The following is a 14,804-nucleotide window of genomic DNA, read 5'->3' as shown; positions in this document are numbered from 1 at the left end:
ATTACACTTCCTTGGTCACGCGTAGCACTTCTTCCAAAGTGGTCATTCCGCGACGTACTTTAGCTAAACCATCGTCACGAATACTTGGCGTTTTGGCGCGAACCGCTTTTTCGATCACTTGTTCGCCCGCTTCCGCGTGAATCAATTCTTGGGTTTCATCATCAATTAGCAATAGCTCATGAATACCAGTACGGCCACGATAACCTTTATGGTTACAATGCTCACAGCCATGTGGTTTATAAAGCTCTAATGGCTCATCGGCACTCACCCCAAACAACTGCTTTTGTTGGCTATCAGCTTGGTAAGGCTGTTTACAGCTTGGACATAGAGTCCTAACCAAACGCTGCGCTAACACACCGAGTAACGAAGAAGAAATTAAGAAAGGTTCAATCCCCATATCACGTAAACGGGTGATCGCACCAATCGCGGTATTGGTGTGTAGTGTCGACATAACTAAGTGGCCCGTTAAGGAAGCTTGTACTGCTATTTGCGCCGTTTCTAAATCACGTATTTCGCCGACCATCACCACATCTGGGTCTTGACGTAAGATCGCACGCAAACCACGAGCAAAGGTCATATCGACTTTTGGGTTTACTTGAGTTTGACCGATTCCATCAATATCAAATTCAATCGGATCTTCCACGGTTAAAATATTACGTTCACTACTGTTTAACTCTTGCAAACCAGCATACAAAGTCGTTGATTTACCCGAACCCGTAGGACCGGTCACCAAAATAATACCGTGTGGCCTAGCAATTAAATGACGAAATGCCTCGTGGTTTTTAGGGGTCATGCCTAGGCTATGTAAATCTAAGCGAGTGGCGTTTTTATCCAATAAACGCATTACTACTCGTTCACCATGGGAAGATGGCATAGTCGATACACGTACATCAACCGCGCGGCCACCGATGCGCAATGAGATCCGGCCATCTTGTGGGACACGCTTTTCAGCAATATCAAGTTTAGACATAACCTTAACGCGAGAGACCAAAATCGGCGCGAGTTTACGGCTCGGCGATAATACTTCACGCAACACACCATCAACTCTAAAACGAATCGATAATACTTTCTCGAAGGTTTCAATATGGATATCTGAAGCGCCTTCTTTAATCGCTTCACCTAGCATGGCGTTAATCAATTTAATGATAGGTGCATCATCTTCTGATTCTAATAAGTCTTCGTTCTCTGGCAATTCTTCTGCTAATGAAAAGAAATCATCATCCGCACCGATATCTTCCATCAACTGACGAGCTTCTGATGAATCACGTTGATAAGCATCCGTCAGTCTATTTTCAAACTCATTGGCTGTCAGTTTCTGTGGCTTAAATGATTGCCCAGAAGCACGGCGTATTTCGAGTAACACTTGCGGAGTAAGCGCCCCACAATAATACAAAATACTTTGTTGTTGCTTGTTATAATCCAACACCACTTGATGACGTTTAGCATAAGCAAAAGGCAGACGAAACTTAGGACGAGAGTCTTGCTCATCCATCAACTCTGGCGCCATATCTTGTGCTGAATCGACCATTATTGATTACCCTCAGCCTGAGTGCTTTCACTGTCATTCAATTGTTCAAGGAAAGCTTGAATTTCAGCAGGTTGACGACCACCTTGACCAAATTTAGGCAACACAGGTGTTTCCGCATTTGGAAGCAATTTTAAGCCTTTTTGCGCTTTATATAGCTGTTCAGCGCGGATGTAATTGTATTTACGGCGCGACAGACCATCGATCGACATTCCGTCGCGAATAATGGTTGGCTTAATAAACACCATTAAGTTCTTTTTCTCTTTGGTGGTATTGGTATAAGAGAATAATACGCCTAAATAAGGAATATCCCCGAGTAGTGGCACCTTCGAGACGCTCTCTTGCGCTCGTTCATCAATCAAGCCACCAAGTACAATCATTTGTCCATCCTGCACCATGACAGAAGTATTAATTTGGCGCTTAGCAAAACGCACATCCACTGCACCATTCGCACCGAGTACATTGGAAACTTCTTGCTCAATTTGCATTTGAATCGAGTCACCTTCGTTAATTTGAGGTGTCACTTTGAGTTTGATACCCACTTCTTTACGATCAACAGTTTGGAATGGGTTTGAGTTATCAGAGCTTGCGGTCGAGCCCGTCACTACAGGAACTTCTTCACCGACAATAAAGGATGCTTCACTGTTATCTAATACCGTAATACTTGGAGAAGACAGAATATTAGAGTTACTGCTGGTCGCCACCGCACTGATCAAAGCAGTCCAATCACCTTTTACAATACTCAAGGCTGCGCCATTCACACCACTTAATGCTGCGGCTAAAGTTGAGAAGTCACCTTGTGTATCAGGGTTAACGGTTGTATTACCATTAGAATCAATAACCGTTGAACCTGGTACATCTTGCGCTTCTTTAATACCCACTGCGACTTGACCAATCTTGGCATTTGCATTGGAGTACTGCACCATACTGCCAGTTTCTAAATTACCGTATTGCACACCGAGATCGATACCTTCACCTTCAGCAAGTTCAACAATTAAAGCCTCAATCAATACTTGCGCCCGGCGAATATCCAATTGGCTAATCACCTCTTGAAGTGCTTTCATAATATCTGGCGGAGCGGTTAGTACTAAGGCGTTGGTGCCTTTATCTGCCGTAATCATGACTTTGGTTTTACTGGTACTGCCAGCACCAGCTTGAGAATCTTTTTCTGCTTGTAGATTTTCAGATACTCCAGTTAATACATCCACTAAGTCTTCAGCTTTGGCATAGCGCAAATACACCACGCGATTATTACCTTTACTGGCCATTTCAACATCAAGTTGGCTGATCAGTTTTTTCAAACGCTGACGAACTTTCGGATCACCAGAAATCAAAATTGAGTTAGTTCGCTCATCGGCGACTAATTTAGGTTGTAATAATTCAGGCGTATTCTTGGCATCGGCACTTTTACTGAGAGAATCAACAATACGCACCATTTCAGTAGCTGAGGCGTTCTTTAGCTCCACCACTTCGACTTCTTTGTCACCCGCTTGATCAACTCGTTTAATAATTTCCGCTAAGCGATTGACTACCGACGCTCGGCCCGTTAAAAGAATAATATTCGATGGATCGTAGTGCACAACGTTACCGGCACCAGCGTTATCATTTAGCTGACGTAAAATGGGAGAAAGCTCTCGAACTGAGACATTTTTTACAGGTACGACACGAGTGATTACTTGGTCGCCAGAAATTGTCGAATCATTTCCCACCACGGGCACCGCCGCTGTTTTGGCATCTTTATCTTTAATCACCTTTAAAATGCCATTATCCATTTCGATTACCGCATAACCGTAAACTTCCAACACATTTAAGAAGAATTTGTAATATTGCTCTTGGTTGAGCACATCATAACTGCGCACATCAATTTTTCCGCGTACCGACGGATCGACAATAATCGTCTTTTGTAAATTACGCCCGACAATATTAATAAACTCTTGGATATCGGTCCCTTTAAAACTGGCACTAAAATCTTCTGCAATAGCAGATACCGATACCAAACTTGTCATTACAATTAGCGAGACTTTGCTCAACCACTTTTTCACACCATGCTCCTGCTCACCTGAGGTGACGTTGCCATACTCTTCGTCGCTAAATGAGTTTTAGTCACGAATTGAGAATCCATTTTAAAATTGAATATAAATATCATGAGTCTGACCATCTCTTTCCACGGTTAGGTTCCATTCCATAGACTCTAAAGCCGTTTTCCATAGTGCCGCCATTTGCGACTGGTCAGTAAGATCTTGTCCGTTTAATGCTGTAGCAATATCACCATCTTGTAGCCCTACCTGATCAAACAATGCTCTTTCACTGCCCGGGCGTACTCGATAGCCTTTTAATTGCCCTTCATCCATTACTTGTGAAAGGCGAATATATTGAAATATTTTTTGTGGATCTGAGGAAATCTCTTGGCGAATACTATCTAAGTCTGCCACATCATCTTTCGCCACTTGATTCTCAGCAGGTTGACGCACTACCGATTGAGGCGATTTATTATAATCAATACCTTGTAGCATCAAGGTTTCATCACGCCCTTGATTACTTATAATTACTCGATCTACATACACCGCACTTAACGTCACTCGTGTACCATCAATGGTTTCGCCAATTCCGTAGGTCGCTTGTTTACCTTGATTAGCAATAATCGCTAGGCTTAATTTATCGTTGCTACTGGCGACCGCCCCCACTAACGTTAAATTCAAACGAGTTTGCGGGGCATCTTGGGCAACTTGTTGTTTTTGGGTTGGCGTTTGAGTATATAAGCCAAATAAATTAGCACTTAAGAGTGGGGATAATGTATCGGTTTGACTATTAGAAGTAGTTTGAGAAGCAATTACATTCGGTGCCGACCAACGAGCAACATGAGAGGCTGGAGACAATAAACCCCATAATAAGATGCCGACTACCCAAGCAATCAGAGCCGTTAACAGCAAAGTCATTAAAAAGCTTAATTGAGCTTGATTTTTTATCCAACGATTTGCCAATTGCGTCCATTGTTGTTGGATATTGTCTTTTGACACCATTAGAGATGACACCTTAAATTCGATTCCATTCTTATTTACTTTTCGAAGCTTAACCTTAACGGTTTAAAGGGATTAAACCAAATTAATTCATTCGATCATGTGTTAATAATCAACATTTATCGCCATATTATGCAGAATCATTCATTAAGTTAACAATTCTGATAGTTTTATACCCATTGAACCAATGCAGACAACGGAATCGAAAATTATATCCCTAAATTATTACATCTTTCGATGTATACCTTGAAAATGTCAAAAACCACCTCCATTTGACTCATACTATACGTGTATATCTGTTACTCACTTTACTGTTAACCCTTCGAGGTAATATCTCAGAATGAGTTCACAAACTTTATCTGTTCGTTTAGACAAATGGTTATGGGCCGCCCGTTTTTACAAAACACGATCCATTGCCAGAAGCATGGTTGAAGGTGGCAAAGTTCACTATAATGACCAACGTAGTAAACCAAGCAAAATTGTTGAATTAGGAGCGACTATTCGTCTGCGTCAAGGTAATGAAGAAAAGACCGTGATCATCGAAAAGGTTTCCGACCAGCGTCGAGGGGCACCTGAAGCACAAACGTTATATACCGAAACGCAAGACAGTATTACCAAGCGTGAAGAAAACGCTCAAAAACATAAATTGAACGCACTGTATAGCCCAAGCCCAGAACGACGTCCTGATAAAAAACAACGACGTAATCTCATTAAATTTAAACAACAATAAGCCCTGGCTAGGAGTCCCAAACTAATGGCAAATAACCTTTTACATCGCTACTTATTCGAAGATTTGTCTGTTCGTGGTGAATTAGTACAACTTGATACCGCTTACCAACAAATCATTGCCAACAAGGATTACCCACAGCCGTTACAAAACTTATTGGGTGAACTACTTGTAGCAACAAGCTTACTTACCGCAACATTAAAGTTTGAAGGCTCAATTACTTTGCAACTACAAGGCGATGGCCCGGTTTCTTTGGTCGTTATTAATGGCGATCACGACCAAAAAATGCGCGGTGTTGCACGTTGGGAAGGCCAAGTTTCTGATGGCGCAAACCTTCACCAGATGATTGGTAAAGGACATTTAGTGATCACTATTTCTCCCGATAAAGGCGAACGCTACCAAGGCGTAGTAGGCTTAGAAGGAGACACACTTTCAGAAGTATTAGAAAGCTACTTTGAACGTTCTGAGCAATTAAAAACTCGTTTATGGTTCCGTACGGGTGAACATGATGGTCAAGCACATGCCGCAGGCATGTTATTGCAAATCATGCCTGATGGTACTGGCTCAGCAGATGATTTTGAACATTTAGAAAAGCTAACCGAAACTATTAAGAATGAAGAGCTATTCTCACTAGAAGCCAATGACGTCCTTTACCGCTTGTATAATCAAGAAAAAGTACAGTTGTTTGAAGCACAACCGGTTGAATTTTTCTGTGGTTGTTCACGTGAACGTAGCGCGGGCGCTATTGCAACCGTGGCGAAAGAAGAACTAGATGATATTTTAAAAACGGAAGGCGAAGTAGCCCTGCATTGTGATTACTGTGGCAGCACTTACTCTTTCGATGCAGCACAAGTCGATCAAATATTGACCGCAGCGAAGAAAAACCTACATTAATTTATTGTATACAATAAGTTACATGTGACAAACGACAAGCCGACTCAGTTCGGCTTTTTTTACCCCTAAAATCAGCTATTAATTCCACATCTATCTCCATCTTTAAGCACTTATTTTATTCAAGATAATAATCATAGTGTTCTTGACTCCACCTTTTTATGCTCTGAAATTTGCTAAAATCACAATAGAGCTCAAATAAACCACACGAAGAAAGTGGTTATAATGTGTTCATTACCTAAAATTATAATATTCCCTACAAATTTCCTATTAAGGAGCATCTATGACCGTTATGGAAAAGAGCACTACTGTAGCCCAGTTGGATCTCACAACTTACGGCATTACTGGCACAACCGACGTTATTCGTAACCCTAGTTATGAACAACTGTTTATTGAAGAAACCCAAGAAGATTTAAGCGGCTATGAAAAAGGCATTATTACTGAACTCGGTGCAGTTTCAGTTGATACCGGCATTTTCACTGGACGATCACCGAAAGATAAGTACATCGTAAAAGATGATGTTACTAAAGATACACTCTGGTGGTCAGATCAAGGTAAAAACGATAATAAACCCATCACACCTGAAGTGTGGGCTGATTTAAAATCGTTAGTCACCACTCAACTTTCAGGTAAACGTATTTTTGTGGTCGATTGCTTCTGTGGTGCTAATCCGGAATCACGATTAAAAGTTCGTGTGATCACAGAAGTCGCATGGCAAGCTCACTTTGTAAAAAATATGTTCATCCGCCCAACTGAGCAAGAATTGCAAACATTTGAACCCGACTTCATCGTCATGAATGGAGCCAAAACCACCAACCCTAATTGGCAAGCCCAAGGATTGAACTCCGAAAACTTTGTCGCTTTTAACTTAACCGAACGTATTCAAATTATCGGTGGCACTTGGTATGGCGGTGAAATGAAAAAAGGGATGTTCGCCATGATGAACTACCTACTACCGCTTAAAGGTATGGCATCAATGCATTGCTCTGCCAACGTAGGTGAAGACGGTGACGTGGCAATTTTCTTTGGCCTATCAGGCACAGGAAAAACCACTCTATCTACCGACCCGAAACGTCAGCTAATTGGCGATGATGAGCATGGTTGGGATGATGATGGGGTATTTAACTTTGAAGGCGGTTGCTACGCCAAAACCATCAAACTATCGAAAGAAGCAGAACCGGATATTTATAATGCAATTCGCCGTGATGCATTACTAGAGAATGTAACGGTTTCAGAAGATGGCATTATCGATTTTGACGACAACTCAAAAACTGAAAATACTCGTGTTTCTTATCCGATTTACCACATTGATAATATTGTTAAGCCAGTCTCTAAAGCAGGCCATGCACAAAAAGTCATTTTCTTGACCGCCGATGCTTTTGGAGTGTTGCCTCCAGTTTCAAAACTGACGCCAGAGCAAACTAAGTACCACTTCTTATCAGGATTTACCGCAAAACTAGCAGGTACAGAGCGTGGAATTACCGAACCCACCCCAACCTTCTCGGCTGCCTTTGGCGCAGCATTCTTAACCTTGCACCCAACGCAATATGCAGAAGTGTTAGTTAAACGTATGAAAGCTGCTGGAGCAGAAGCTTACTTGGTAAATACCGGTTGGAATGGCAGTGGTAAACGTATTTCAATTCAAGATACTCGTGGCATTATTGATGCGATCTTAGATGGCTCCATTGATCATGCACCAACGAAGGTTATCCCAACCTTTAATTTAGAAGTACCAACTGAATTGCCAAACGTCGATAGCCAAATTCTCGATCCTAGAGATACTTATGTAACGGCGGAGCAATGGCAAGTTAAAGCTGATGAACTGGCGCAACTCTTCATTAAAAACTTTGCTCAATATACTGACAATGATGAAGGTAAAGCCTTGGTTAAGGCTGGGCCTCAACTTTAATACGTTAAACGAAAAGTAACGACATAAACCAAAACGAGATTCCTAATGGTTTCTCGTTTTTTTATACCCACAATCAAAGCAGGAATAATTGTACCTAAACTAATAACTGCTTATACTTCATAGCTCTAACTGCCTCACTAATGGGGATAGGAATACACAGGACGTTACATGAGAAAACTGCTAGCCATTATTGTTGGCTTGATTTCATTAGTGATTGTTGCTCTTTCCGCTTCTTATGCGGCCTTACACACTAAATATGCCGCTCAGGTAGTCAATATTGCTCTTGAATATGCTTACCAAGGTGATATCCAAGTTCGTGAGGTTCACTATTCATATCAAGAGCCTAAGCACCTACAACTTGACGGAGTGTTGCTCAAAAATGGAGATGAGGAACCCATTCTAATCGAAAAGATGGATATTTGGCTCGGAAAGCATGCTTGGATAGACAACCGACTACGAATTGATAATGTGCTAGTTGATGGCCTCACTCTACAAAACGGCTGGCCGAAACTAGGATTTTCGAATTATATCCAATTAAATAAATTATCAATTGCTAACATCGACTTTGCAGATAACAGCTGGGTAGGGCGTGACGTTAATATCCAAATTAAACACCCGAAAAAGCGTGACGATAGACTACTGCCTTTTTATGGTGAGATTCAACTATCCGCCGGGCAATTCTATTGGCAAGGTGAAGCTATCAATAATTTATTCCTTGATGGTGATATAACACCTGAGCATTCCACCTTTTACGATATTCGCTTCCAGTGGCGTAAAGGCCAATTTTCGGCTCAAGCCACAAAAAAACAATCACAAAAGCAATGGCAACTACCCCGTGTAACGATTAACGGACTACGCTTACAGCAAAATAGCCTCGATAATATTAGCCAACAAAGTATTGATTGGTTTAATCAGCAAGCAATGGCAATTGATGATCTAGAAGTCAGCAATTCCAGCATCGAAGTGCCTAATTTTTCAGTTAATAATATTAAGCTAACGGCTGAACAGCTTCACTTACCATTTGCTCTTTGGCAGCAGCAAAATGCCTCTATTTTTGCTACTGCCGATACAATGAGTGCTTTTGGTCAAGCAATTCATTCACCGGCTTTAGATATCAATTTGCAGCCGAATATCGCCAACATCCAAGATGTTTCGTTAGAGATGCTACAAGGCAACCTGCACATTCAAGGTAAAGCCACCCCAACCGGTTTAGACTTGTCACAACTCAACATTAATAATATGAAATGGATTCCAACAGCAGAATCTAAACAGCTGGCACTGGATTATTTAAACCATTTACAGTCTCTCCAAGCCAAGATGCTGACCATTAACAATGTACAGTTTATCGACCTAACTACATCTCCAGCTAAGCAAGCAACGGGGCTAAGCATTGAGGGTGATAACCTTGAAATAAAAAAACAAGGTCACTGGGGTTTATGGCAAGGTGAGTTAAGCATTAGTGCGAATCGAGCTAGCTACGATAGCGTTAACAGTAAGAACCTACTGGTCACTATGCGCAGTGAAAAAGGTCACTTTTGGTTAAATAAACTGTTTATCCCATTAGAAAATGGCTTAGTCAAAGGGTCTGGTGAGATGGCATTTAGCCAAAAAAGTCAGCCTTGGAAGCTTGATGTTGATGCCTCAGGGATCCCACTGCGCTTTTTCTCTCGTTGGTTTGATTTACCAATTCATCTCGATGGTATTACCGATTTCACAGTGAAAGGTGAAGGCCTATATGGCGATCAATTAATCTTCAACCATAGTGTCACCGGACAACTAAATGCGAGTGTGACTCGCGCCACCAGCGATGATGATTTCCAAACATTATGGCTTCGTAATCAAGGTATTAAATTACCACCATTAACACCACCACAAGATCCTACAACAACAGACACGGAAGATAAAACGGCACAAGTAAAACCAGCAAAACCGAAAGATAAAAAAGTCCAGTCAGTCACCATTAGTGACATACATTTAGTGGCTGACCGAGGACGTTTATCACTAAAACCATTTAAGATCGAAGGCAAAGATTTCTCGGCTCACTTAGGTGGTGAATACGACTTTTTATTCCCAGAAAAAGGCAACCTACAATATCGCTTAGAAGGTGAATGCCAAGCTTTGGTGTTTGATTTACTCAGCCATAAAGACTCCGTGTTAGTGGAGAATAATTGCCACTAAATCGATGTAAGCTCAAGTTATATAAATAAAAGGCGGTAATAGTTCAGCTATTACCGCCTTTTTTCATACTTTTTGTTTATAAAGAAGTTGATTGTAGAATACTACTTATCGAAAATTTTCGCCTTGTTCTCAAGCCTTTTTCCTACGCAATTTCTGACCACTTAATTAGTGTGATTGGTATTATTTAACCAGCGGCGCTTCACCTAAAAAGTCAGTCATCAACATATAAGTGCCGGTAAATTCTACCGCCGCTACATCACCACTATAAACGGTGACTTTCACGATCACCCGCGCACGGCGCCCACTGACTAAACGATCTAAGTCACCACTAATACCATCTAAAGACGTCACCGCAACCGGACTTTGTGTCACAGGGGCACGAAAACGCACTTGGCTATCGGCTAAAATAATATCGGCTTCTAAGCCTTTCTCGCGCATTAATAGCCAGGCCATTCCCCAACCGGTTAATGTGGTCAAAGTAAATAATGAACCCGCAAACATGGTTTCATGTGGATTGATATTTGGGTTGAGTGGTGCTGAACATTCAAATTGATAACCGGTATATTGGCTAATACGAATCCCCATCGCAGCACAAATGGGAATTTCTTGTCGCCAGCGTTTTTGTAATTCATCACACCAATCGGGGCGACGAGATACATTGGCGCTCGCTTTCAAACGCTTTAACATTTGTTGGTGGCGCGTTGGGCCTCTTTCATCACTTAACTCACCCTGGCTTTCAAAACCATTTTTGGCGTAAAAATTAATCGCATCTTCACGTGAGTTACACACTAACCGCTTAGCACCTTCCTGCATCGCATACGACTCTAATGCCACTAAGATCAATGAACCTAAGCCTTTACTTCGATGATGAGGATGCACCGCCATATAACGTATTTGCCCTTCACTATTTGGCGTTAAATACATACGCCCTACCGCCATAATGCGGCCTCGACCATCGACAATCATACGATGAGCACTCATTTCATCATATTCATCACGCTCAGAACCTTGTGGCTGATGAAATGGTTCTCGCAGCATTTGCCAACGGAAGTGATAATATTTTTGCAAGTCAGATTCGTTTTTTGGCGTCACTAACTTAAACATGTAAATCCCTTACTATTTAATATTCGTTTATTAGGGCCTGTTGACCTTTCGTTATTATTTTAAACTTGTAGCCAGAAAGTCACAGGACCATCATTAATTAGTGCAACCTTCATATCAGCAGCAAATTGGCCATTTTCAGTATGAACATCAGCTTGCTGACAACACTCAGAGAAATAATGGTATAACCTTTCTGCTTCTTGTGGCTCAGCGCCTTTAGAAAAGCTTGGGCGCATGCCTTTTTGCGTGTCAGCTGGAAGCGTAAATTGCGATACCACTAAGACCTCACCACCCGCTTGCTTTACATTGAGATTCATCTTACCTTGTTCATCTTCAAAAATTCGATAACCTAAAACACGTTCGCTCAAGCGTTTGGCTTTTGCTTCATCATCGCCTTTTTCTACTCCTAGTAGCACCAATAAACCTTGATTAATACTACCGACAATCTCACCATCTACCTTAACACTGGCTTCACTGACTCTTTGAATCAAAGCAATCACACATTATTCCTTTTACGACTAAATTTTTCTTTAAACTTTTGTAGTGGGTGGTATGACTCTTCATCGTACCAATCTTCTCGTTCGCCTAGGCTTGCGGTCACTTCCGCACCAACCAATACAATAAACCAACACAAATACACCCAGACAAATAAAATTGGGATCGCGGCTAATGCACCGTAAATCAATTGATAGGATGGAAACTCTGTAATGTACATCGCAAAGCCTTTTTTCGATAACTCGAATAATAAACCTGCCACCAAAGCACCTGTACATGCATGAAGGAATTTCACCTTAATATTTGGCACTAACATATACAAGACGACGAAAGTCGACATCGACAATATCATTGGCAAAATTCGGTAAATACCACTGACCACTTCTTGGCTCAGGTATCGCTCAGAAGTGATATAAGAACTGATCGCCAAACTGGCCCCCATTAACAAAGGCCCCAAAGTTAGCACCATCCAATACATAGAAAATGAATAGACTAAGCGGCGCTTGCGTTTAACTCGCCAAATGAAATTCAGATTTTGATCGATATTAGAAATTAGCATCATGGCAGTAACAAATACAAAGAAGCCACCTATTGCCGTCATGCTGGAAGTATTCGATATAAAAGTATTGAGGGCATTTTTTACCGCATCACCGGCAGCTGGCATAAAGTTCAGAAAGACGAACTCTTGGATTTGTTCAGTAATACCTTGAAAAACAGGAAATTGAGATAAGGTTGTGACCAGAACTGTCACCAATGGCACCAGTGATAGCAATGAAATATAAGCCATATACCCGGCATTCACCGCTAGACGATCACGAATGATACGATCCTTGAGGTACACCAAATAATGGATACATACACTGATTTTTTTGTCCATCATCACGTCCCTAATGATATTAACTAAGATGGTCACTTTAACAGAATGAAGCACTTTAAATAGAATAATAAAAAAGCCGATGCATTGATAGCATCGGCTTTAATTGCGTATAAACGCTTAATCTAGCATAGCTTACTTAGGAGCACGACCTGCACGTTTACGGTCATTTTCAGTCAAATGACGCTTACGGATGCGGATGCTTTCTGGCGTTACTTCTACTAGCTCATCATCATCAATGAATTCTAAAGCTTGTTCCAAAGTAAACTTAATAGCAGGAGAAAGCGTTTGAGCTTCATCAGTACCAGAAGCACGAACGTTAGTTAGCTGCTTACCTTTCAGACAGTTAACAGTTAAGTCGTTGTTACGGTTATGGATACCGATAACTTGACCTTCATAAACTTCATCGGCGTGTTCTGCAAATAAACGGCCACGATCTTGTAAGTTAAACAATGCGTAGGTTAATGCTTTACCTGTTGCATTAGAGATTAATACACCGTTACTACGTTGGCCAATTACGCCGCCTTTATGGTCGTCATAACGCTCAAACGTATGGTAAAGAAGACCAGAACCTGAAGTTAGCGTTAGGAATTCAGTTTGGAAACCAATCAAGCCACGAGAAGGCATGTAGAAGTCCATGCGGACACGGCCTTTACCATCTGGTGCCATATCAGTCAGCTCACCTTTACGGATACCGATGTTTTCCATGATGCCACCTTGGTGCTCTTCAAGCACGTCGATAGTCACTTTTTCAAACGGTTCCATTAGTTTGCCATCAATTTCTTTCTCAATAACTTCAGGACGTGATACTGCTAGCTCGAAGCCTTCACGACGCATGTTTTCAATCAAGATAGAAAGGTGAAGTTCACCACGACCTGATACTTTAAATTTATCTGGATCGTCTGTTTGCTCAACGCGTAATGCTACGTTGTGCACTAATTCTTTTTCTAGACGCTCAAGAATGTTACGTGAAGTCACGAACTTACCTTCTTTACCCGCGAACGGAGAAGTATTTACTTGGAACGTCATCGTTACTGTTGGTTCATCAACAGACAGTGGCTTCATTGGCTCAACATTGTTCACATCACAGATGGTGTCAGAGATTTTAAGCTCACCAAGACCTGTAATCGCAATGATGTCACCGGCGTTAGCTTGTTCAACTTCATGACGCTCAAGACCTAGGTAACCTAGAACCGTACCTACTTTGCCGTTACGTTTTTTACCATCCGCACCAACGATGGTGACTTGTTGGTTTGGTTTAACGCTACCACGAGTTACACGACATACACCGATTACACCAACATAAGAGTTGTAATCAAGTTGAGACACCTGCATTTGCAGTGAACCTTGAATATCAACATTTGGACATTCAACGTTATCAACGATCGCTTGGAATAGTGGTTCCATGTTCTCGCCAGTTTCGCCTTCTTCTAGGGTTGCCCAACCGTTTAGTGCTGATGCGTAAACCACTTGGAAGTCTAACTGCTCATCAGTTGCACCTAGATTATCAAATAGGTCGAATACTTGATCCATAACCCAATCAGGACGAGCACCTGGGCGGTCAATTTTGTTGATCACAACGATTGGCTTCAAGCCGTGCGCGAATGCTTTTTGCGTTACAAAGCGCGTTTGAGGCATAGGACCATCAACTGCGTCAACGATAAGAAGCACTGAGTCAACCATTGACATGATACGCTCAACTTCACCACCGAAATCGGCGTGTCCTGGAGTATCTACGATGTTGATACGGAAGTCATTCCAGTTAATTGCAGTATTCTTAGCAAGAATGGTAATGCCACGTTCTTTTTCGATATCATTTGAATCCATGACGCGCTCTTCAGCTTCACCACGAGATTCAAGTGTACCCGATTGCTGTAAAAGCTTATCAACCAAAGTCGTTTTACCGTGGTCAACGTGCGCGATAATCGCGATATTTCTTAACTTATCAATCTGTGGAGTAGTCATGGAATTCGATTCACTTATAAAAGACACCCAGACATTGGGCGAACTTGATTAAAAAAACGGTCGTAAATGTACCAGATTTTCCGAAAAAACCTAGGAATATGTCACATTAGCGGCCAAATATT

Annotated in this window: 11 protein-coding genes; 4 read left to right on the top strand and 7 right to left on the bottom strand. The window is 41.6% G+C overall.

The window, feature by feature from the left end:
* Position 1: 1 nt before the first annotated feature.
* The 3 genes from gspE to gspC form a co-directional block, all read right to left on the bottom strand.
* On the bottom strand, positions 2 to 1,492 hold the full coding sequence (gene gspE, locus QQJ93_RS00425) for a type II secretion system ATPase GspE (RefSeq protein ID WP_431313582.1): 1,491 nt from the start codon (positions 1,490 to 1,492) through the stop codon (positions 2 to 4).
* Between the two features lie 35 nt (positions 1,493 to 1,527).
* Positions 1,528 to 3,531, bottom strand: a complete 2,004-nt coding sequence (gene gspD / locus QQJ93_RS00420; RefSeq protein ID WP_089124768.1) for a type II secretion system secretin GspD — start codon at positions 3,529 to 3,531, stop codon at positions 1,528 to 1,530.
* A gap of 117 nt (positions 3,532 to 3,648) precedes the next feature.
* Positions 3,649 to 4,545 (bottom strand): type II secretion system protein GspC, encoded by an 897-nt coding sequence (gspC, locus tag QQJ93_RS00415; protein ID WP_089124684.1) that lies wholly within the window; start codon positions 4,543 to 4,545, stop codon positions 3,649 to 3,651.
* 337 nt (positions 4,546 to 4,882) lie between these two features.
* Here gspC and hslR point away from each other — a divergent pair, with 337 nt between their 5' ends.
* The 4 genes from hslR to QQJ93_RS00395 all read left to right on the top strand — a co-directional run bounded on the left by hslR (position 4,883) and on the right by QQJ93_RS00395 (position 10,247).
* A complete protein-coding gene (gene hslR, locus QQJ93_RS00410) occupies positions 4,883 to 5,272 on the top strand; it encodes a ribosome-associated heat shock protein Hsp15 (protein WP_089124685.1) in 390 nt (129 codons plus the stop codon).
* A 24-nt stretch (positions 5,273 to 5,296) separates the two neighbouring features.
* On the top strand, positions 5,297 to 6,163 hold the full coding sequence (gene hslO / locus QQJ93_RS00405; protein WP_089124686.1) for an Hsp33 family molecular chaperone HslO: 867 nt from the start codon (positions 5,297 to 5,299) through the stop codon (positions 6,161 to 6,163).
* A gap of 280 nt (positions 6,164 to 6,443) precedes the next feature.
* Complete coding sequence (pckA, locus tag QQJ93_RS00400) at positions 6,444 to 8,069, top strand: phosphoenolpyruvate carboxykinase (ATP) (protein ID WP_089124687.1); 1,626 nt, start codon at positions 6,444 to 6,446, stop codon at positions 8,067 to 8,069.
* A gap of 168 nt (positions 8,070 to 8,237) precedes the next feature.
* Entirely contained in the window at positions 8,238 to 10,247 is a 2,010-nt protein-coding gene (locus QQJ93_RS00395; RefSeq protein ID WP_089124688.1) for an AsmA family protein, read from the top strand.
* A 180-nt stretch (positions 10,248 to 10,427) separates the two neighbouring features.
* On the opposite strand, the gene QQJ93_RS00390 is transcribed toward QQJ93_RS00395, so the two are convergent.
* The 4 genes from QQJ93_RS00390 to typA form a co-directional block, all read right to left on the bottom strand.
* A complete protein-coding gene (locus QQJ93_RS00390; protein WP_089124689.1) occupies positions 10,428 to 11,351 on the bottom strand; it encodes a bifunctional GNAT family N-acetyltransferase/hotdog fold thioesterase in 924 nt (307 codons plus the stop codon).
* A gap of 59 nt (positions 11,352 to 11,410) precedes the next feature.
* Entirely contained in the window at positions 11,411 to 11,848 is a 438-nt protein-coding gene (gene dtd / locus QQJ93_RS00385) for a D-aminoacyl-tRNA deacylase (protein ID WP_089124690.1), read from the bottom strand.
* Positions 11,845 to 12,720 (bottom strand): virulence factor BrkB family protein, encoded by an 876-nt coding sequence (locus tag QQJ93_RS00380; RefSeq protein WP_431313580.1) that lies wholly within the window; start codon positions 12,718 to 12,720, stop codon positions 11,845 to 11,847. Before QQJ93_RS00380 ends, dtd begins: the two co-directional genes overlap by 4 nt.
* A 132-nt stretch (positions 12,721 to 12,852) precedes the next feature.
* Complete coding sequence (typA, locus tag QQJ93_RS00375) at positions 12,853 to 14,682, bottom strand: translational GTPase TypA (RefSeq protein ID WP_089124692.1); 1,830 nt, start codon at positions 14,680 to 14,682, stop codon at positions 12,853 to 12,855.
* Positions 14,683 to 14,804: the final 122 nt, after the last annotated feature.

It is taken from the genome of Vibrio algivorus (assembly GCF_030161215.1).
Classification (GTDB): Bacteria; Pseudomonadota; Gammaproteobacteria; order Enterobacterales; family Vibrionaceae; genus Vibrio; species Vibrio algivorus.
Note: the sequence above shows the minus strand (reverse complement) of the source record. Positions and strands in the feature narration are given on the sequence as shown.

What these genes read in the sequence shown, in the direction of transcription:
- gspE (WP_431313582.1), bottom strand. Translation starts at nt 1,492, where the DNA reads ATGGATGAGCAAGACTCTCGTCCTAAGTTTCGTCTGCCTTTTGCTTAT.
- gspD (WP_089124768.1), bottom strand. Translation starts at nt 3,531, where the DNA reads ATGACAAGTTTGGTATCGGTATCTGCTATTGCAGAAGATTTTAGTGCC.
- gspC (WP_089124684.1), bottom strand. Translation starts at nt 4,545, where the DNA reads ATGGTGTCAAAAGACAATATCCAACAACAATGGACGCAATTGGCAAAT.
- hslR (WP_089124685.1), top strand. Translation starts at nt 4,883, where the DNA reads ATGAGTTCACAAACTTTATCTGTTCGTTTAGACAAATGGTTATGGGCC.
- hslO (WP_089124686.1), top strand. Translation starts at nt 5,297, where the DNA reads ATGGCAAATAACCTTTTACATCGCTACTTATTCGAAGATTTGTCTGTT.
- pckA (WP_089124687.1), top strand. Translation starts at nt 6,444, where the DNA reads ATGACCGTTATGGAAAAGAGCACTACTGTAGCCCAGTTGGATCTCACA.
- QQJ93_RS00395 (WP_089124688.1), top strand. Translation starts at nt 8,238, where the DNA reads ATGAGAAAACTGCTAGCCATTATTGTTGGCTTGATTTCATTAGTGATT.
- QQJ93_RS00390 (WP_089124689.1), bottom strand. Translation starts at nt 11,351, where the DNA reads ATGTTTAAGTTAGTGACGCCAAAAAACGAATCTGACTTGCAAAAATAT.
- QQJ93_RS00380 (WP_431313580.1), bottom strand. Translation starts at nt 12,720, where the DNA reads ATGGACAAAAAAATCAGTGTATGTATCCATTATTTGGTGTACCTCAAG.
- typA (WP_089124692.1), bottom strand. Translation starts at nt 14,682, where the DNA reads ATGACTACTCCACAGATTGATAAGTTAAGAAATATCGCGATTATCGCG.